This is a genomic window from Sphingopyxis sp. H073, from assembly GCF_001468395.1.
Taxonomy (GTDB): domain Bacteria; phylum Pseudomonadota; class Alphaproteobacteria; order Sphingomonadales; family Sphingomonadaceae; genus Sphingopyxis.
In genome coordinates, this window is the sequence record NZ_LNSG01000004.1 from 179,702 (window position 1) to 197,981 (window position 18,280).

General features: G+C 61.8%; 18 protein-coding genes. 9 read left to right on the forward strand and 9 right to left on the reverse strand.

Going from position 1 to position 18,280, the window contains the following annotated elements:
• Positions 1 to 234: 234 nt before the first annotated feature.
• Both ATE64_RS08865 and ATE64_RS08870 read left to right on the forward strand, forming a co-directional pair.
• Positions 235 to 1,593 carry an aromatic ring-hydroxylating dioxygenase subunit alpha gene (locus tag ATE64_RS08865; protein ID WP_058454859.1) on the forward strand — a complete coding sequence of 453 codons (1,359 nt, stop codon included), beginning with the start codon at positions 235 to 237 and terminating at the stop codon, positions 1,591 to 1,593.
• Between the two features lie 8 nt (positions 1,594 to 1,601).
• Complete coding sequence (locus ATE64_RS08870; protein WP_058454860.1) at positions 1,602 to 2,390, forward strand: enoyl-CoA hydratase-related protein; 789 nt, start codon at positions 1,602 to 1,604, stop codon at positions 2,388 to 2,390.
• Here ATE64_RS08870 and ATE64_RS08875 read toward each other — a convergent pair.
• Genes ATE64_RS08875 through ATE64_RS08890 form a run of 4 tightly spaced genes read right to left on the reverse strand, consistent with a single transcriptional unit; the run spans position 2,387 to position 7,109 of the window.
• Positions 2,387 to 3,484, reverse strand: coding sequence for an acyl-CoA dehydrogenase family protein (locus ATE64_RS08875; RefSeq protein WP_058454861.1), 1,098 nt, complete (start codon positions 3,482 to 3,484; stop codon positions 2,387 to 2,389). The genes ATE64_RS08870 and ATE64_RS08875 overlap by 4 nt on opposite strands.
• A gap of 34 nt (positions 3,485 to 3,518) precedes the next feature.
• Positions 3,519 to 4,703, reverse strand: a complete 1,185-nt coding sequence (locus ATE64_RS08880; RefSeq protein ID WP_058454862.1) for an acyl-CoA dehydrogenase family protein — start codon at positions 4,701 to 4,703, stop codon at positions 3,519 to 3,521.
• Positions 4,700 to 6,361: an AMP-binding protein gene (locus ATE64_RS08885; protein ID WP_058454863.1), complete on the reverse strand. Its 1,662-nt coding sequence runs from the start codon at positions 6,359 to 6,361 to the stop codon at positions 4,700 to 4,702. Before ATE64_RS08885 ends, ATE64_RS08880 begins: the two co-directional genes overlap by 4 nt.
• Complete coding sequence (locus tag ATE64_RS08890; protein WP_058800295.1) at positions 6,354 to 7,109, reverse strand: acetoacetate decarboxylase family protein; 756 nt, start codon at positions 7,107 to 7,109, stop codon at positions 6,354 to 6,356. Before ATE64_RS08890 ends, ATE64_RS08885 begins: the two co-directional genes overlap by 8 nt.
• A gap of 313 nt (positions 7,110 to 7,422) precedes the next feature.
• Between ATE64_RS08890 and ATE64_RS08895 the strand changes: the two genes are divergently transcribed.
• The gene (locus ATE64_RS08895; protein ID WP_058454865.1) at positions 7,423 to 8,496 is read left to right on the forward strand and encodes an AraC family transcriptional regulator; all 1,074 of its coding nucleotides are present in this window, start codon (positions 7,423 to 7,425) and stop codon (positions 8,494 to 8,496) included.
• A gap of 4 nt (positions 8,497 to 8,500) precedes the next feature.
• Here ATE64_RS08895 and ATE64_RS08900 read toward each other — a convergent pair whose 3' ends face one another.
• Genes ATE64_RS08900 through ATE64_RS08910 form a run of 3 tightly spaced genes read right to left on the reverse strand, consistent with a single transcriptional unit; the run spans position 8,501 to position 12,845 of the window.
• Positions 8,501 to 9,304, reverse strand: coding sequence for an enoyl-CoA hydratase (locus ATE64_RS08900; RefSeq protein WP_058454866.1), 804 nt, complete (start codon positions 9,302 to 9,304; stop codon positions 8,501 to 8,503).
• 14 nt (positions 9,305 to 9,318) lie between these two features.
• Positions 9,319 to 10,548: a cytochrome P450 gene (locus ATE64_RS08905; RefSeq protein WP_058454867.1), complete on the reverse strand. Its 1,230-nt coding sequence runs from the start codon at positions 10,546 to 10,548 to the stop codon at positions 9,319 to 9,321.
• Between the two features lie 35 nt (positions 10,549 to 10,583).
• The gene (locus ATE64_RS08910) at positions 10,584 to 12,845 is read right to left on the reverse strand and encodes a TonB-dependent receptor (protein WP_058454868.1); all 2,262 of its coding nucleotides are present in this window, start codon (positions 12,843 to 12,845) and stop codon (positions 10,584 to 10,586) included.
• Positions 12,846 to 13,109: 264 nt separating this feature from the next.
• Between ATE64_RS08910 and ATE64_RS08915 the strand changes: the two genes are divergently transcribed.
• The 6 genes from ATE64_RS08915 to ATE64_RS08940 are packed head-to-tail and all read left to right on the forward strand — an operon-like array spanning position 13,110 to position 17,400.
• Entirely contained in the window at positions 13,110 to 13,628 is a 519-nt protein-coding gene (locus ATE64_RS08915) for a nuclear transport factor 2 family protein (protein ID WP_058454869.1), read from the forward strand.
• A 15-nt stretch (positions 13,629 to 13,643) separates the two neighbouring features.
• Positions 13,644 to 14,627, forward strand: a complete 984-nt coding sequence (locus ATE64_RS08920; protein ID WP_058454870.1) for a thiamine pyrophosphate-dependent dehydrogenase E1 component subunit alpha — start codon at positions 13,644 to 13,646, stop codon at positions 14,625 to 14,627.
• A complete protein-coding gene (locus ATE64_RS08925; RefSeq protein ID WP_058454871.1) occupies positions 14,627 to 15,607 on the forward strand; it encodes an alpha-ketoacid dehydrogenase subunit beta in 981 nt (326 codons plus the stop codon). Before ATE64_RS08920 ends, ATE64_RS08925 begins: the two co-directional genes overlap by 1 nt.
• 20 nt (positions 15,608 to 15,627) lie before the next feature.
• Positions 15,628 to 15,858, forward strand: coding sequence for a lipoyl domain-containing protein (locus ATE64_RS08930; protein WP_058454872.1), 231 nt, complete (start codon positions 15,628 to 15,630; stop codon positions 15,856 to 15,858).
• Positions 15,859 to 16,644, forward strand: coding sequence for an SDR family NAD(P)-dependent oxidoreductase (locus ATE64_RS08935; protein ID WP_058454873.1), 786 nt, complete (start codon positions 15,859 to 15,861; stop codon positions 16,642 to 16,644).
• Positions 16,645 to 17,400, forward strand: a complete 756-nt coding sequence (locus ATE64_RS08940) for an SDR family NAD(P)-dependent oxidoreductase (protein ID WP_058454874.1) — start codon at positions 16,645 to 16,647, stop codon at positions 17,398 to 17,400.
• 65 nt (positions 17,401 to 17,465) lie between these two features.
• On the opposite strand, the gene ATE64_RS08945 is transcribed toward ATE64_RS08940, so the two are convergent.
• Both ATE64_RS08945 and ATE64_RS22335 read right to left on the reverse strand, forming a co-directional pair.
• Positions 17,466 to 17,729, reverse strand: coding sequence for an Arm DNA-binding domain-containing protein (locus ATE64_RS08945; protein ID WP_058454875.1), 264 nt, complete (start codon positions 17,727 to 17,729; stop codon positions 17,466 to 17,468).
• 315 nt (positions 17,730 to 18,044) lie between these two features.
• Positions 18,045 to 18,278, reverse strand: a complete 234-nt coding sequence (locus tag ATE64_RS22335) for a helix-turn-helix domain-containing protein (protein WP_051035681.1) — start codon at positions 18,276 to 18,278, stop codon at positions 18,045 to 18,047.
• Positions 18,279 to 18,280 lie beyond the last annotated feature (2 nt).

Sequence of the window (18,280 nt, forward strand, 5' to 3'; positions counted from 1 at the left end):
TCGTTTCTGGCCGGCTGGCGACTGACAGCTTCTGAGCATATTTCAACGTGAGCAGACATTCGGGGGCGGCATACGCGACACTAGCGGCAGGCTTTTCATTGTCACCTTGCTGCGTGTCGCGCGATGGTGGGATTTTGTCGCTGCATATCAAGACGGTTCCGAACGGCGCATTTTAGTCTCGCGCATCATGGAAATAGTCGCGCGATCGCGCAGCATGCCGGAGCCTCAACGCCGATGCCGAACGACAACTATTCGCCCGACGAAGTGCGTGACGATTTTGTTCCGAAAGAGGTGTATTACGCACAAGACTTCGCCGACCTGGAAGCGGACAAGCTCTGGCCGTTCGTCTGGCAGCTGGCGTGTCGCGCCGAAGAGATACCCAATGTTGGCGACTATGTTACCTACGACATCGTCGACGACTCCATCGTCGTCATACGCGCCAGCGAAACCGAAATAAAAGCCTATCATAACGTCTGCCCGCATCGTGCCCGGCGGCTGACCGAGGGCTGCGGCAACAACAGGCAGTTCGTCTGTCCCTTTCACGGCTGGCGCTTCGGCCTTGATGGCCGGAACATCAAGGTGATCGACAAGGGCGACTGGGGTGACTGCCTTAAGGATGAGGACATCAGGCTGTCCGAAGTCCAGTGTCAGTCATGGGGCGGCTTCGTCTTTATCAACATGGACACGAACGCCGAGCCGCTGCTCGATTTCCTGTCGCCCATGCCCGACTATTGCGAGAAGTTTGAATTCGAAAAGCTGCGATTCCAATGGTATAAAACGGTCGTGATGCCGTCAAATTGGAAGACGGTCCTCGGCTTTTTCAACGAATTCTATCATGTGCAGCAAGCGCATCCGCAATTGCTTGAATTCACCGACGACTATTCGAACAGCGGCGAATTCGGCCGCCATTCGCAGACATGGTTCGAATCCGAAGGCGCGCTTCCGTTCCGCAGATCCCCCCGCCTTCCCCCGCGACCAGAGCCGCCGATGAAGGAGCATATCGTTACCTTCGCCGAGCAGTATAAGGAAGATCTGCGCACCATGTTGACGCCGCGCAACTATGCGGCGGCAATGCGTGTCCGCGACGAGGTTCCGGCCGGGACGGGCGCCGCCGAGACCCTTACCAAATGGGCCGAATTCCAGATGGAGGCGGCGGCCGCCGACGGGTCGGGATGGCCCGAAGGGCTAACGCCCGAGTATATCGAGCGGTCGGGACTCGACTGGCACGTCTTTCCCAACACTATCTTCCTTCACGGCTTCGTCGACGGCGTCCTCTGGTATCGCGTCCGGCCCAACGGCCGCGATCCCGAAAGCTGCATTTTCGATATTTGGTCGCTCGTCCGTTATGGTCCCGGTCAGGAGCCGCCACTCGAACGCGAATATTATGAGAACTGGCGCGACGGCGACTGGGGACTGATCTTCCGGCAGGATTTTGAAAATATTCCCGAGGTCCAGAAGGGCTTCAAATCGCGCGGCTTCAAGGGTGAACGCACAAATCCCGTGCAGGAACGGTCCGTGTCTAACTTTCACAGAGTACTGCGGCAGTTCCTCCGCGATCCCTATGACAAGCCGCCGGTCACCCGACAAAGGTGAGGACGACGATGTACGAAAATTACGAGCATATCCGGTTCGACCGCCGTGGCCGCATTCTGACCGTGACGATGGACAGTCCGCCGCTCAATGCGGTGGGCCGGGCGCTGCACGATGAGCTCTCGTACGTATTTCTCGACGTGGCGCGCGACGAGGAGTGCGACGTCGTCATCCTGACCGGAGCGGGGCGTGCCTTCTCCGCGGGCGCGGATTTGCCCGGGCTGCTCAAGGCGACCGAGGACAAGGCGTTGCGCACCGCCCTGCTTTCGCGTGCGCCCGCGATCGTTCATTCGCTGTTGGGTCTCGAAAAGCCCGTTATCGCGAGGGTGAATGGCCATGCGATGGGACTGGGCGCGACGCTGGCGCTGCTCTGCGATGTCGTGATCGCTTCGAACGATGCCCGTATTGCCGATCCCCATGTCGGGATCGGCCTGTCGGCGGGCGATGGCGGCGCGCTGATCTGGCCGCAACTGATCGGCTATGCGCGGGCACGTCATCATCTGCTGACCGGCGACCCGCTGACGGCGCGCGAAGCCGAAGCGATCGGCTTGATTTACAAGGCCGTCGCGGCCGATTCACTGGACGCCGAAGTCGATGCCTATGCCGACCGGCTGGCAAGCGGCGCCACGATGGCGATCCGCGCAACGAAACGGTCGATCAACATGGAGCTTTGCCGTCAGGCGATCGCCACCGCCGAAGCGCATGCAGGGCTCGAATCCTACACGATGGCATCGAACGACCACCATGAAGCCGTGCTCGCCTTTATCGAGAAGCGTGCACCGGTCTTCAAGGGCGACTAGCCGGCCAATTCCATATAGCGCGCAAGGTGATGCTCGACATCACCGAAGCTGCGCTCGGACACCATCACCCGCCGCAGATAATGACCGACCGGATACTCGGTCGTCATCCCGATGCCTCCATGCAGATGAACCGCCATGCCCGCAATTCCTTTGGCAGCATCGAAGGTCTTGACCCAGCAACTCGACACCGCACGTCGCCGATCCTCGCGGCCGCCGCGATCGAAGACTGCGATGGCGTTGTAGAGGCTGGAACGGATTGAATCGGCGTCGATATACATTTCGACGACGCTATGCTGCAGCGCCTGGAAGTTCGCGAGCGGCTGGCCAAACTGGGTGCGCGTCTTGAGATAGTCAGCGGTGATTTCCACGGCCCGTTCGAGCGCTCCCAGCGTATCGGCACAAAGCGCGAGGCGCGCTTCGTCGAGCACGTCATCGATTGCATCGATTGTCGTGATACCCAGCAAAGCGTCAGGACCGAGCTCGACCTGCTCGAAACGGACGTCGATGGTGTCGGCATCGTCGATCGTCGCATAGCGTGTCGGGAAGATGGCCGCATTCTCCATTGCCGCCAAAAACAGGCCCACAACGCCGTCGCCCAGCAACGCCGTCACGAGCAGCCCGTCCGCACCCGCCCCGCCCGCGATCAAGCTTTTCGCGCCGGACAACCGGTACCCGGCGCCTGACGTCACAGCGCGGACTTCCGGCTCCAGCCTGTAGCGACGGCCGGGTTCATACAGCGCCGGCGCAAAGCGTCGGTCGCCGCTTGCCATCGCACCCAGAAGATCGAGGCGCTGCTGCCCCGCGGCGACCAGATCGACCAGTCCGGTCGCGAGGACGGCCGAGGCGATGTAGGGCTGGAGCGACAAGGCCCGGCCCATTTCTTCGGCGAGAATCAATACATCCTCGATATCGCCGCCCAGTCCCCCGGCATCTTCGGGCGCGAGCAACGCGAGCCAGCCGAGATCGGCATAGCCTCGCCAACCCGCACTGCCTGCCGCACCGTCACCGCGCCGCCGCGTCGCGAAATCATCCGCGAGATAGCGCCGCGCACCGTCGCGCAGCATCTTCTGTTCCTGGCTCAGGGCAAAATCCACTCGCTCAACCTTTCTGTATCCTGCAGGCGGCAGATCATCGGAACAGCGTGCTCCAGATGATGTTGCGCTGAATCTCGTCGGACCCGCCGAAGATCGTCGCGGCCCACCAATAGAGATATTGGGTGGTGCGCCCCGCGGCCGCCGGCGGCGCTCCGGCGACGAGCGGGGCTCCGTCGTCGGGGCCGAACCGCGGTACGACCTGCGGTCCAAGGATCGCCATTTCGAGGTCGGCGGCGCGCAGCAGATACGCTGCCCCGCGGATCGAGATCGCCGACGCCGCGGCGCCCAGCGCCGGGCCCTCTTCCCCGGCCAGCACGCGCAGCACCGACCATTCGAGGGCATCCACATCGATCGCGAGCCGTGCATGACGGCGCCGGTATTCGCCCGCTTCGGCAGCGGGCAAGCCGCGACACAGCTCGTCGTCGATCAATGCCGGAATTCGTGCCAGATACCGCCGCAACATGCCCAGATAGGCATTGTGCGTCCGCTCATGTCCGAGCAGATATTTGGCCTGTGTCCACCCGCTGTTTGGCTCGCCGATCAGATAATGGGCGGGAACGCGAGCATCCTCGATGAAGACCTCGTTGACATGCGCATCGCCGTCGATCGTATCGATCGGGCGCACCGTCACGCCCGGCGCATCCATCGGCATGATGATCATCGACAACCCGGCCTGCGGCTTCACCTCCGCATCGGTTCGCGCCAGGCAGATCATATAGTCCGCCATGTGGGCGTCGGTCGTCCATATCTTCTGCCCGGTAATCACATAGTCGTCGCCGTCGCGCACCGCACGCGTGCGCAGGCTGGCAAGATCCGATCCAGCCTGCGGCTCCGAAAATCCCTGACAGAACCAGCAGTCGCCCTTCAGCATCGGTTCCAGAAACTCTTGCTGGAGCTCTGGGCTACCAAACCGGCACAGCACCGGCCCCGCCATCGACATTGCAATCAGGCTGTATTCGGGAGCGTTGGCGAGGCCGCATTCCAGTTCGAAGATATAGCGCTGGATCGGCGACCAGCCTGCCCCACCGAATTCCGCCGGCCAGTTCGGCGCTGCCCAACCCTTTGCGCAAAGCTTCTGCTGCCACGGATGGACTGTGGCGCGTTTGTTGTGAAAGCCTGCCGCTTCACGCCGCGCCAGCCCGGGCGGCAGCTCGGCGGCAAGAAAGGATCGGACTTCGGCGCGAAACGCCTCATCCTCGGCCGAAAATGCCAGCTTCATATCGCCTTTTCCTTCTCGAGCACTTCGCATGCTGCGATCTGCCGGAGCCGGTCCTTGCGGACTTTGCCCGAGGGCGTTTTCGGGAGATCTTCGACAAGCACCAGATGCTCGGGCGTTTTCTGACGCGCCAACCCCGCCGCGTTCACCATCGCGGTCACATCGGCCAGGTCGACCGACGCTCCGGCCGCCGGAACGATGAAAGCGCAAATGGCTTCACCGGTCCGCTTGCTCGGCATCGAAACGACCGCGACTTCCTCGATCAGCGGAGAGGAAAACAGCACATCCTCGATTTCGCGCGCGCTTATGTTTTCGCCCGCGCGGATGATCAGATCCTTCTTGCGGCCGGTGCAGACGATGTGATCACCGTCGACGAGGCGGCCGAGGTCGCCCATCCGGAAATAGCCTTCCTCGTCATAGGCATCTTCATTGTCTTCGGGCCGCGCATAGCCGAGCGCCATGCTGGGCTCGCGCACCAGTATCTCCCCGTCCTCGCCCGCTTCGAGCGGCATGCCGGTCGCAACATCAACGATCTTGACCTCGCAACGGAGAAGGCGTCCGTCGGTTTCGGCCGCCAGCCTCATATCGTCGCGCGATGCCGGGCCGGCGGTCATCGTCGGCGCTTCGGTCGCGCCGAAAGTCCGGAACGGGATACAATTCGGAAATTGCCGCGCCGCGCCGTAGATCAGTTCGGGCGGGACAGATGCACCGCCGCACAGGAAATAGCGGAGCGACGGCACCGTTTCGTCGCGCGCGCGGGCGACGGCGAGGAAGTCCTGCAGGAAGGGCGTGGCGCCCAGCATGAAGGTACAGTGGTGCGCTTTCACAAGATCGAGCGCACGTTCGGCTTCCCATATATCGACGATCACCGCAGGGACATCGATGATCCACGGCGCGTTGAGCGCCCACAGAAAGCCGCTGACATGCGTGACCGGCGATGGCGAGAACGTGCTGTCGCCAATGCCCAGATCCATCGCCGCGGCCATCTTGACCGAATCAGCGCCGATGCTGTTGTGCGAATGAAGAACACCCTTTGGCCGGCCCGTCGTACCCGAAGTGTACATCAGCAGTTTCACTGCGTCGGGATCGACCGGCCGGGCTGTCGTCAACGGCGCCCCGGCGAGTATCTCGTCGAAGCTCCGGCATCCTTCCGCCACGCCGCGAACGACGATCACTGCAGGCCCGTCGCCAAGATCGGGAGCGATCCGCGCCATCATCGCGGCGTGGTCGAAGCCGCGGAAAGTGCCAGGCACGAACATCAACCGGCTACGCGATTCCCGCAGCATGAAGGTCACTTCGGCGTCGCGGTTGATCGGGACGATCGGGTTCACGACCACGCCCGTCATTGCAGCCGCAAGGTTGATGACCGAACATTCCCACCAGTTGGGCAGCTGAAACGAAACGACCTCGCCCGGTTTCAGCCCGATAGCGTCAAAGTAGCCGGCAAGCCTTTGCGCACTATCGTAGAGATCGCTGCAGGAGAGCCGGCGCTCGCCGTCGATCAACAGGATTCGCCCTGGGTTGGCAGCTACCCGCTCGGCAGCGAGATCGGCGATCGTTCGATTGGTCCAGTCGCCATCGCGGACAGCGCGATCGGCGCGGTCGGGATTCCAGCGCGTTCGCCAGCCACCGGCGTCCTCGCGGTAGTGGCGGTCAGCCATGAAGGCGCCGCGTCGCCGAACGATCGATTTCGGCGCGTCCCTCGGCAACAAATGCCCGGCGGCGGGCGACAACGGGTATATCGGCTAGCACGTCGACGACGCGCGCCGATAGCGGCGCATCGCGGAAATCAGGGCGATGAAAGCGAATGTCGCCGTCGCCAGACCATGCCCGGTCGTAGTGCCACCGCATGACATTCACCATCGGGTGATCGGCGTCGGGTTCGGCCCCGTCACCCGGGATCAGTTTCCAGCCGAAAGTTCGCACCTCCCCCGCGCTCTGGTTCACCCGTGCCAAGGCGTCGTCGGACAACGGACGCAAGCCCGAGACTTTGCCCTCGATCAGGACCGCGTCATATTCGGAAGCCCGGAAGCGACGGCCGTCGTCGCTCCGTTCGATCATATCCATCGCCGCGGGCAATTTCGCAAAGCCCATGAACTCGCGGCCGCTGATAAGCGCGCCGGGCTCGGTCACCCACATCACCGGGGCAAAGCCCGACGGGCGCTCGTCATCGCCATGGAGCGCGCTCACCGAAACGACGATCTCGCGATATCCGCGGCCGCCCAGATAATCCACGTCGCTGTAATCGATGCGGGTGACGGTGACGACCGGCTGCGCGGCGGTTCGGAAGAAGCGCGGCAGCAGCCGTTCGGCCGCCGCGACGCTGGTCTCGAAACCGATCGAGACGACCTCCGCGAAGGATATAAGGCTCCGGTCAGGTACCGGGCTCGGACCGAAAAGAGCCGGCATATCAAATCGCTGCGTCGCCAAAACCATGCTCCCTTCGCCCGCGAATGGGCGTTGCGGCGAACATAATCGAGCGGCTCTGGCGCATCTTGGCGGCGGGCGACATTGACCTGACATCCGGCGACCCTTGCCGCAGAAAACCGCCGGTTTCGGGGCGCGCATCACGGCAACATCATCCTATATCGCCTGTCGGGCAATATCTTGATTTTTGACGACAAAGAGCAGATGATTCGCGCCGTAACGGAGCGCGGCGATTCTTCGCAAATGACGTGCCGGACAAGAAATGGCGTCGAAAAAGGGCGTCAGGGAGAGCGAAATGGCTAGCACTGCAAAGCTTCTCGACAGAGATCACGAGGATGCCAGCGCCAAGACGGCACTGGTTCGTGCGGACATCCTGCGCCTGTATCCGGAGGTCGTAAGCCGGCTGGGCGGCGATCCCGAACCCCTGCTGGCAAAGGAAAATATCTCGCCGGAGATTTTCGGCCAGACGGGCGCGATGATATCCTATCGCCGCGCGATCCGGCTGTTGCACCGGACGGCCATCGAACTTCAGCGACCCGACTTCGGGATGACATTTGCATCGCATCAAGGCGGCACGGCGGTCCTCGGCCCGCTGGAAGTCGCGATGTCGAACGCGCCCACGCTTGGCGACGCCTATCGCTATTGTGCCGACCATTTACGTACTTACAGCCTGGCCAGCGAGCTGACGCTCGAGAATGAACGCGGCAGCGGCCGACCCTATATACGCTGGGAGATTTGCCTCGACCGGCTGCCCCACCAGGAGCAGGCGATCGAACAGGGGATGGCGCTGATGCACCACGCGATCCTCGCGCTGTCGGGCGGAAGCGTGCGTGCGCGCGAAGTATGGTTCGGCCATGATTATATTTCGGCGCCCACGCGCTACAGCCAGTACTTCGGCGCGCGCGTCGAGATGAACGCCCCGTTCAACGCGATTTTCCTCAACCGCGCCGACCTTGCAGCGCCGATCGCCAATCGCAGTCAGCAGCTGTACGACATGGCGACGTCCTTCATCGACACGCAGTTTCCGGATTCGGCGCGACCGCTGTCCGGGCGCGTGCGTTCGGTTGCTGCACGGCTCCTGTCGCATGGCGGTAGTCTGCACGTCGATGTAGCCGCCGCCATCGGAATGCACCCGCGCACGATGCAGCGCCGATTGAGCGAGGAAGGCGTAAGCTTCGAGGATATCAAGGACGAGGTGCGGCGCGAGGCGGCCATTCGCTACCTCGGTCAGCCGACGATCCCGCTGACGCGCGTTGCCGCGATGCTCGGCTATAGCGAGCCATCGGTGCTGACGCGCAGTTGCCACCGCTGGTTCGGCGCCAGTCCGCGCAAGTTTCGCAAGGATATGTCGACCGACGTCGAACTCTGACGCGTTATCCGGCGAGCAGCCGCTTGCCCTGATCGACCGCAGCGCCGAGCCCGCGCGTCACGGTCGCAAGATATTCGCGGCTGAAATGCGAAAGCTCGTGTGCGGTAAAATGGGCCTCCAGCGCGGAGCGGAATCCGGCAAGATCGTGCCCGTGGTTGAGCGATCGCTTCGTCAGGCGAACGCCGAACGGCGGCGCCTCGGCGATGCGCAACGCCAGCGCCATCGCCGCATTATCCAGCTCTGCGACCGGTGCGATCCGGTTGACGAGCCCGATAGCATTCGCTTCGGCGGCGGTCATGCGCTCGCCCGTGAACAGCATCTCCTTGGCACGGCGAAGTCCCATCACCCAGGGATGTACTAGTATCTCGACCGACGCCGCACCCAGGCTGTGAACCACCGGATCGGCGAAATAGGCGTCGTCCGATGCGACTATCAGGTCGCACATGTTCGCCATCATGAATGCGCCCGAGACACAGGCACCCTGCACGCGCGCGATGGTGGGCTTGGGGCAGTCCCAGATTTTCAGGCACAGCCCGTAGAAATGCTTTTCCTCATAGGCCCAGCGCTCTTCGACAGACAGGTTGGCGCGCTTTTCCTCGCCTTCGCGCAGATCATGGCCTGCCGAAAAATGACCGCCGATGCCGCCGATGACGATGACGCGCACCGAAGCATCGGTGGCTGCGCGATCGAGCGCGGCTTCGATCTCGGTCAGCATCAACTGGTTCTGGGCGTTGCGCTTGTCGGGCCGGTTCTGTTCGATGACAGCCACGGCACCGGTCTGGCCATATTTCACAAGGTCGTAAGTCATGGGATGAAAGCCCGTCAGACAAGATCGAAAGCGATTTCAAGCCGGCTGGGACCAAAGGCGAAGAAATGAGCCTGCCAGGATACGCCGGCCTCGCCGCGCGCCAGGCGTAGGTTCTTCATGCGCTGGAGCAGACGGTCGATCGTGATCCTGAGCTCGCCTCGTGCGAGCAGATTGCCGACACAAAAATGGGGCCCGACGCCGAAAGCGAAATGCCGGCGCGCGTTCGTCCGCCGGATATCGAAGCGATCGGGGTCGGGAAACACCGCAGGATCGTAATTGCCCGCGCCAAAGCGCAGCACGATGATCGAATCCTTGGCGATCGGCACCCCGCCGATCTCTGTATCGCAGGTTGCCCGGCGCCAAAGCCCCTGAACCGGCGCCGCAGTTCGCAGCACCTCTTCGACGAAGTTGGCGATGAGCGACGGGTCGGAGCGAAGCTCGTCCTCAAGGCCCGGCGTGGTCGCGATCCGGTGCATCGCGCTGGCAAGGGCTCCCACTGTCGTGTCACTTCCAGCCGGCAGCATCTGCTCGACGATCTGGATGATCTCTTCGATCGCCAGACGTTTGCCGTTGACCTCTGCGTGGACCAGATCGTTGAGGATGCAAGGGCGCGGAACGTCGCGATATTCCTCGATGCGCTCGACCAGGAACTGCTGCAATTCGCAAATGGTGTGCGTGATTTCGACCTGACGTTCTTCGCCGTTGTTGGGGTCAGCCTCCTGGACGATCGCGTCGGCCCAGCGCTTGAAATCGGCGAACCGCTCGCGCGGCAGACCGATCTGGTCCGACAGGACATGATTGGGAATTTTGACTGCGAGATCATAGTAGAAATCGGCAGCACCCGAACCGATGATCTGGTCGATCATTTCGTCGACCACCCCCGCAAGATAGGCTTCCATCCGCTTGACGCTCGACACGGTGAACACCTTGTCGACGAGCGAGCGGTGAAAGCTGTGGATTGGTGGATCGGCCACAACCAGTGCGGTCACCGGCAAATAGCCGTTCTCGCGATAGATGGCGTCGATCCGCTCCTGATAGGGCGCCGTCTTGACGAGCAATTGGCCCGTAACGCTGGAAAAGGTCTTTGTATCCATCGCGGCCTTGCGGATATCGTCATAGCCGGTGACGATGTAGAAGCCGTTTGATTTGTCGTAATAGACGGGCCCCGCCTTGCGGATTTCTTCATAGGCCGCAAAGGGGCAACGCTGGATATCCGGGTCGTTGAAACTGATCTCCGGCGTCACACCTTGCTCCCTCTTGATCGCTGCCGGCATCGTGGTCAGAAATCATATCCGACGGTGATGCCGAACTCGCGCGGCTCTTCATAGGTGGCACGTGCAGCACCGGCCGAAATGGTTGTCGAGCTGAACGACTTGGCATTCGTGAGGTTGTGCACCCACAATGCGAGACGCAAGCCGCTGTTATCCGGCTTGTATGCAATCTCGGTCGCCACGCGCGCATAGGCGCCCTGAACCAGCAGGTCGAACGCGTCATAGGGCAGATATTTGCTCGAGTAGTGGACGCTGGGTGTAATCGTCAGGTCGCCACCCCCGACGCGGCCGGTGTAGGTCACGCTCGCGACCGCGCTGACTTTCGGCGCACGGACCAGCCGCTGGCCGCTGACATCGGCGACCACCGGGGGAAGTCCGCCCGCCGTGATGACCGGCTGATAGCCTGCGGCGTTCGGGAAACTGCGGAAATCCGCCTTGGGCATCCATGTCACCCCTCCCCGCGCGCTGAGCGAAGAGCCGAGATCGACGGTCCCGTCGAATTCGACGCCGAAAATGCGGGCCGAGGCCGCGTTGGTCGGAATGATTGTCGTCCCGGTAAACGACTGAATCTGCAGATCCTTATAATCGTAGAAGAACGCCGCGAGATTCAGCGAATAGCTGGGCTGCGCCGTCTTGTAGCCAACTTCATAGGCTGTGATCTTTTCGGGGTTCACCGGATCGCCGATGGTCAGGATCGGCAGGATACCGCTTTTGAAGCCCTTGCTGAAGGTCGCGTAGATATTGCTGCGGCCGTCGAGCGCATAGCGAAGGCCAACCCGCGGCGTGAAGCTGTCCCAGCTAGGGTTCGCAAAGTTGGTGAAAGGCGAACCGAAGAAGGTGATATAGCCCTTCTTCTTCTCATAGCTGTAGCGCAAGCCCGTGGTCAGTGTGAGCTGGTCCGTCAGATCAATGTCGGCCTGCGCGAAAATGCCGTAGGCGCGGGTCTTGACGCGGGTCGTCGCGATCAGCAGCGGATTGTAGATGACAGCCGGCGCACCCGGCTGGGCGCCCCCGCTGAAATCGCTGATAACCCCCGACAGATCGCCATTGCTGCTGAAGAAGTTGCCGCCCACGACGAATTTCATGCGCCCCATCTGTTCGGACGTGAACAATATGTCCTGAAGGAAATTGTCGTTGGGCTGCGTATCGGCGAACGCGATGCACGCAAATGTCATCGGCGCCGCGGCGAGGCACTGCGGTGAATAGGAAGCGTCGACATCGACGCGTTCGCGATGCCGGCTGAGCGTGTAGCTGGTCGTCGAGGTCAATGTGCCGGCGCCAGTGTCGATATCGATCTTCAGCGCACCGCCATAATTCTTGATCTCGGTCAGCGGATCGGGCGCGTCATATGCATATTCGAAGGGTCGCGTACCGAATACGGCGTCGGGATAGAAAGCTCCCGCGGTCAGACCGCCCACCGGCAACCCGGCGCTACCATGATCGCTCTTGCGGTGCATATAATAGCCGCTGAGCAGAACCGAAACATTCTCGGTAGGCGTAAACAGCAACTTGCCGCGTAGCGTGACCGATTTCAGCCAGTCCATGCGATCGGAGCCATAGGCATTCTGGATTGCCGTCGGCAGACCGTCATAGACAATGTTCGTCGAATAGCCGTCGACATTGCGATAGGCGAAGGACAGGCTGGCGGCGATCTTGTCGGCAACGATCGGACCGCTCACATATCCCTTCACCCCCAGATCATAGGACGAGCGGCTGGATCCCGAGCCGTCATAAAGCCCGGCGGTTGCCGAAATGCTGCCCGTCGGCGTGAAGCTGGGGGTCTTGGTAAATATCTGGATCGCGCCGCCGGTTGAATTCCGCCCGAACAATGTGCCTTGCGGGCCCTTGGACACTTCGATCCTCTCAACATCGGGCAAGTCGATCGAGGCGCCAGCCTGGGTCCCCTCATAAACACCATCGATATAGAGTGCGATCGGGTTGTCCGAACCGGGTCCGGTGACGAGCGTCGTGATCCCGCGCAGCGCCGGCTGCACGAAGTTGCCTTGCGCCTGGAAGGTCAGGCCGGGCGTCACGGCGCCGAGATCGCGCAGATTGTCCACGCCAGCCGTCTCGAGCTGTTCGCCGCTTTGCACCACCACCGAGATCGGCACATCCTGAAGCCGTTCGGCGCGTCGCTGAGCCAGCACGATGATCTCGTTGCCGTCATTCGCGGCCGTCGCGTCGGCTGGCGGCGTGGTGCCCTGCGCCCAGGCGGGGGCCGACGACGACAGCAACACGAGAGCCACGCTTCCGAGTTTGAACCTCATCATTTTCCTCCCCAACCGAGCTCTTCTGATGGTCGCTCTTTTGATCCGTGATCACCGAATAATGAATTTGCCACGCACCGCGCGTCTTTATCTTTGACGACAAAATCCCGATTGCAGGCGGTCCGTATCAGTCGCTTCGACAACGATTTCGAAGCCATCGGGATACAGGCCGGGGGTGTCGTTCCGAGCGCAAAAATTGTCGCGGCCCGTCAAGATGCGCTGCGAACACGCATTCTAACGTCGAGAGCAAGAGAAGAGGTCTGAAACATGCAGGACGATCTGAACGAGATTTTGAACCACCAGCGAATCCGGCTGGTTTTGGAACGATATTGCCGCGGTATCGACAGGCTCGACGCCGAAGCGCTCGCCAGTGTCTATTGGGACGACGCGCATGACAATCATGGCATCTACAACGGCCCTGCGCGCGACTTCGCCGAGTTTATCATTCCCTACATGCGCGATCATTGGACCTCGACCACGCACATGATCGGCCAGTCGAATATCGAAGTGGCCGGTAATCGCGCCGCCGCAGAAACCGTCTTTATCGCGCATCACATCCGGCCCGATGGTGAGGGCATCGCCGACGACGTGGCCGGCGGCCGATATGCCGATGTCCTCGAATGCCGCGATGGCGAATGGCGGCTACTCGATCGCGTCGTCGTGATGGACTGGGTCTATACGCATGCCGGCCTCGCCAGCAGCGCCATCGATCCCGATGTTTTCGTGATCGGCCAGCGTGACACGGCCGATTTTGGCTACCAGCCCTACGACCGGCTTCGCGGCTGAAGGATCTGCACCCGCATGACCAACCGAACCGCCCCCGACGCAGCGACGCTCGTTGCGATCTACCGGCGCATGGCGCTCATCAAGGCCAATGACGAACGGTCGCGCAAGGTGATCATGACCGGCCGGCTCGTCATGCCCTATTATTCACCGCGCGGGCAGGAAGTGATCCCGAGCGCGGTGTCGGCCAATCTGAATGACAACGACTATATTTGCACTATCTATCGCGGCACCCACGATATGCTGGCCAAGGGCGTGCCGCTGAAAGACCTTTGGGCCGAGCTTGCGGGTCGCGTCACCGGAACCTGCAAGGGCAAGGGGGGCCCGATGCACATTACCCATCCGAAATCGGGGGTAATGGTGACGACCGGGATCGTGGGAAGTTCGATGCCGATCGCCAACGGTCTTGCGTGGTCGTCGCAGCTAAAGGGCGACGGCCGAGTGACAGTGGCCTATTTCGGCGACGGGGCCTCGAATATCGGTGCGTTTCACGAAGCGCTCAACCTGGCATCCGTTTGGAAGCTGCCCGTTGTCTTCGTTTGCCAGAATAATGAGTGGGGCGAGCACACCGCCTATGAGAAAGCAACGTCGGCACCGCGTGTCGCGGACCGGGCGGCATCCTATTCGATGCCGGGCATCCGCGTCGACGGAAACGATGTGCTCGAAACCTATGCTGCAGCGCGCGATGCAGTCGAGCGTGCGCGGAGCGGCGCAGGTCCGACGCTTGTCGAGGCGATGACCTATCGTTTTCACGGCCATATTTTCGGCGACACCGATGCTTATATGGACCCCGAGCGCAAAGCGGCGGCAATAGCGGCCGATCCCGTCCCCCGCTTCCGCGAGTGGCTGATCGAACAGGGACACGCCGCCGAAGCCGATCTTGCCGCCATGGAAGCGGCCATCGACGCCGAGATCGACCAAGCGATCGATTATGCGCTGGCAAGCGATTTTCCCGACGTCGGCGAACTGTCGCGCGATGTGTTCGCGGCGGAGGCGGCGTGATGGGCAGCATCACCATCCTCGAGAGCATTAACCGGGCGCTCGTCGACGCCATGGAAGCCGACGAAGCTGTGCTGATCCTGGGTGAGGATGTCGCAGACCCCGAGGATGGCGGCGTCCTCGGAGTTACCAAGGGATTGTCGACGCGGTTCGGCGATCATCGCGTGCGGTCCACCCCGATTGCCGAGCAGGCGATCGTCGGTGCCGCAATCGGCGTATCGCTGGGCGGGTTCAAACCGGTCGCCGAAATCATGTTGATGAATTTCACGACGGTCGCGATGGACATGATCGTCAACCACGCGGCAAAGCTGCGCTTCATGTCGGGCGGCCAGACCAACGTCCCGATCGTGATCCGCACGATGACGGGCAGCGGCTTTGCCAACGGCGGTCAGCATAGCGACTATCTGGAGGCCTGGTTCGCGCACACCGCGGGGATCAAGGTTGTGGCGCCGTCGAACCCGAGCGACGCCTATGGCCTGCTGCGCAGCGCCATCGACGATCCCGATCCGGTGATCTTCATCGAGAATCTGCCGACCTATTTCACCAAGGGCGAGGCGCCCGAAAGCGGGCACCGCGTCCCCATCGGCAAAGCCAGTGTCGTGCGGGAAGGCAGCGACGTGACGGTCATTGCCTACGCGAAAATGGTCCAGGAAGCGGCTGCGGCGGTCGAGGCCCTCGCGAGCCGTGGCATATCAGCCGAACTGATCGATCTGCGCAGCATCGCGCCGTGGGACCGTGAGACGGTGCTGGCGTCGGTGAAGAAGACCGGCCGAGCGATCGTCGTGCACGAAGCGGTCACGCCTTTCGGAGCAGGCGCCGAGATCAGTTCGGTCATTCACGAAAATCTGTTTCACGCGCTCAAGGCGCCCGTACAGCGGTTGGGCGCGGCATTCTGTCCCGTCCCCTTCTCTCGTCCGCTCGAATCCGCGTTCGCGCCCGATGCAGCAGCCATAGAAGCTGCGGTTGGCAGGCTATTGACCTGAAATAGAAAGGAAATCTCTCCATGGCGGTCGAAGTCCTGTTGCCCAAAATCGGCTTTTCGATGAACGAAGGCGAACTCGTCGAATGGCTCGTCGCCGACGGCGGTCAAGCGGTTGAAGGCGAGCCGCTCTATGCGCTCGAGAGCGAGAAATCGACGCAGGAGGTCGAAAGCCCGGCCACGGGAACCTTACGAATTCGCGCTGCGATCGGGGAAACCTATCAGGTCGGCGCTATTCTCGCGGTCATCGAATAGATGGGCCGGCTCGACGGCAAGGTAGCCCTGATTTCCGGAGGCGCGAGTGGCCTCGGCGCGGCCGAGGCCGAACTTTTCGCCCGCGAGGGCGCCCGCGTCGTCGTTGGCGATATCCAGATCGAGGCCGGACAAAATGTCATAGACCGGATCGTTGCCGCGGGCGGCGATGCCGCCCTGACGCCGCTCGACGTCACCAGCGCCGAAAGCTGGCGGCAGGCGGTGCGATTCACCGTCGAACGGTTTGCCGGGTTGACCACGCTCGTCAACAATGCCGGCATTTTTCGCATGGGCGGCGTGCGCACGACGACGCCAGAAATCTGGTCCGACGTGATTGCCGTCAACCAGACGGGAACGCTTCTGGGCATGCAGGCGGCAGTGCCCGAATTGCTCAAGTCCGCGAGCGCGGCGATCGTCAACATCGCGTCGATCTATGCGATTACCCCCAGTCCCGACGCCCTGTCGTATCACGCCTCGAAAAGCGCGGTTCGCATGATGAGCCGGGCGGCGGCGCTCGAATTCGCCCGGCAAGGCATCCGGGTCAACACAATCCTTCCCGGACGGATCGACACGCCGATCGCCGGCAACATTGCGCCGGAGCAACTGGCGGCGGTCAACGCCCGAATCCCTATGGGGTGGACCGGCGATCCCATCGATATCGCACACGGAGTCCTCTATTTCGCTTCCGATGACGCGCGCTATGTAACGGGGGCAGAACTGATCATCGATGGCGGCTGGTATGCCGGCGCCGGATCGATGATCGACGCACCGGAACCGGAAGGAAGCTAGATGGAAATCGACGGCGTCGCCGCCATTGTTACGGGCGGTGGATCCGGCCTCGGCGCGGCGACGGCGAAACTGCTTGCGGCGCGCGGCGCAAAAGTAGCAATCCTCGACCGCGACCCTGTCGCGGGCGAACGGAACGCGACGGAAACAGGCGCCCTGTTTGCGGAATGCGATGTCACCTGCGAAGCGAGCGTAAAGGCTGCTCTGGACGCCGCAGAGGCTCGGCACGGCATCGCGCGCATTCTCGTCAATTGCGCTGGAATCTCGGACCTCGTCAAAACCGTTGATCAAGGCGGAAAACCCCATCCCCTTGATGCCTTCCGACGGATCATCGACATCAATCTGGTCGGGACGTTCAACACACTCTCGCAGTTCGCCGCCAGACTATGCGCTGCCGACCCGATCGGAGAAGAGCGCGGGGTGATCGTCAACACATCGTCGATCGCCGCCTTCGACGGCATCGCCGGGCAGGCCGCCTACAGTGCGTCGAAGAACGCTATAGTCGGAATGTCGCTGCCCATCGCGCGCGATCTGGCTCCGCACAAGATCAGAATTGTCGCTATCGCACCGGGCACATTCCTCAGCCCGATGGTCGAAGCGCTGCCACAACAACATAGGGACGCGCTCGCCGCAGGCGTGCCGCATCCCAGCCGGCTCGGCCGTCTGGAAGAATTTGCGGAATTCGTCGAGACGGTCATAGGCAGTCCGATGCTGAACGGCACCTGCGTCCGCTTCGATGGCGCTGCCCGCCTTCAGTAAACTCGGCGACGATCCGCTGCGATTCCGATTCTGGTGGATTGGAGACTGGCAGCTTTTCGACTAGATCAAGCATAACCTGCTGCCCGTACGCGCGCCTCATCGATCGAGAAGGCAGGGTAGACGCAAAGAATCCGTTCGACGGTTTTGCTGGGCCCCTCAACGAGGCGCCGGAAGCGCCATTGCTTCTTGGCGGGGCCGAAAAAGACAATGGAAAGGCCGGGGACCTCCCGGTCGGCCGGTGAACCGCCCTTCAGCCGGTCAATATGCGTGGGCGTTAGAATGACACTCTCGCTCATGGCAACATCGAGGTGATCGAGGCCATGAAACATTCGCGAAAATTCTCGCGAAAGATGTGTCCAAACCGGTCCAAATCTGTCGTGAGTTGTCCGAATAACTCACTTCTGGAAGCGGAAATGCCGACATGGGAACAGCCTCGAGTACTGGCAGAAAACTGCCGAAAAGCGAGGTTTTGAAGGGGTTAGCGACTGGTAGCGGAGGAGGGATTCACACGAAAAACATAAGATACTGATTTATAACAACGTTCTTGATCGTCGTGCCGATAATTCCGCTCAATCCACCCCCAATTTTACCCCTTCGCGACAGGCCGTGCCGAAATATCGACAGGCCGACATGCGCGATCCCTGCTACGCCCGAGAACGCGGCTGTTTACAGTGTGATCGCAGAAAGGACCGCAGACTATCGACAAACACCACGGTTGCACGGCCGACCTTGGCTGCCTCGATGTCGCCGGAAGCGATGAGCTGGTAGATCTTGGATTTGCTGAGCCCCGTCATCCGTACTGCGTCGGGAATGCGAACGCTTATCGGCCCAATCGGGGGCGCGTCGTCGCCATTCGTTGCAGGCTGCCGGGCCGACATCG

Coding starts and splice junctions, on each gene's coding strand:
- ATE64_RS08935 (WP_058454873.1), top strand. CDS start 15,859: ATGGGCCGGCTCGACGGCAAGGTAGCCCTGATTTCCGGAGGCGCGAGT.
- ATE64_RS08930 (WP_058454872.1), top strand. CDS start 15,628: ATGGCGGTCGAAGTCCTGTTGCCCAAAATCGGCTTTTCGATGAACGAA.
- ATE64_RS08945 (WP_058454875.1), bottom strand. CDS start 17,729: ATGTTTCATGGCCTCGATCACCTCGATGTTGCCATGAGCGAGAGTGTC.
- ATE64_RS08895 (WP_058454865.1), top strand. CDS start 7,423: ATGGCTAGCACTGCAAAGCTTCTCGACAGAGATCACGAGGATGCCAGC.
- ATE64_RS08885 (WP_058454863.1), bottom strand. CDS start 6,361: ATGGCTGACCGCCACTACCGCGAGGACGCCGGTGGCTGGCGAACGCGC.
- ATE64_RS08865 (WP_058454859.1), top strand. CDS start 235: ATGCCGAACGACAACTATTCGCCCGACGAAGTGCGTGACGATTTTGTT.
- ATE64_RS08915 (WP_058454869.1), top strand. CDS start 13,110: ATGCAGGACGATCTGAACGAGATTTTGAACCACCAGCGAATCCGGCTG.
- ATE64_RS08925 (WP_058454871.1), top strand. CDS start 14,627: ATGGGCAGCATCACCATCCTCGAGAGCATTAACCGGGCGCTCGTCGAC.
- ATE64_RS08870 (WP_058454860.1), top strand. CDS start 1,602: ATGTACGAAAATTACGAGCATATCCGGTTCGACCGCCGTGGCCGCATT.
- ATE64_RS08940 (WP_058454874.1), top strand. CDS start 16,645: ATGGAAATCGACGGCGTCGCCGCCATTGTTACGGGCGGTGGATCCGGC.
- ATE64_RS08910 (WP_058454868.1), bottom strand. CDS start 12,845: ATGATGAGGTTCAAACTCGGAAGCGTGGCTCTCGTGTTGCTGTCGTCG.
- ATE64_RS08900 (WP_058454866.1), bottom strand. CDS start 9,304: ATGACTTACGACCTTGTGAAATATGGCCAGACCGGTGCCGTGGCTGTC.
- ATE64_RS08880 (WP_058454862.1), bottom strand. CDS start 4,703: ATGAAGCTGGCATTTTCGGCCGAGGATGAGGCGTTTCGCGCCGAAGTC.
- ATE64_RS08890 (WP_058800295.1), bottom strand. CDS start 7,109: ATGCCGGCTCTTTTCGGTCCGAGCCCGGTACCTGACCGGAGCCTTATA.
- ATE64_RS08920 (WP_058454870.1), top strand. CDS start 13,644: ATGACCAACCGAACCGCCCCCGACGCAGCGACGCTCGTTGCGATCTAC.
- ATE64_RS22335 (WP_051035681.1), bottom strand. CDS start 18,278: ATGTCGGCCCGGCAGCCTGCAACGAATGGCGACGACGCGCCCCCGATT.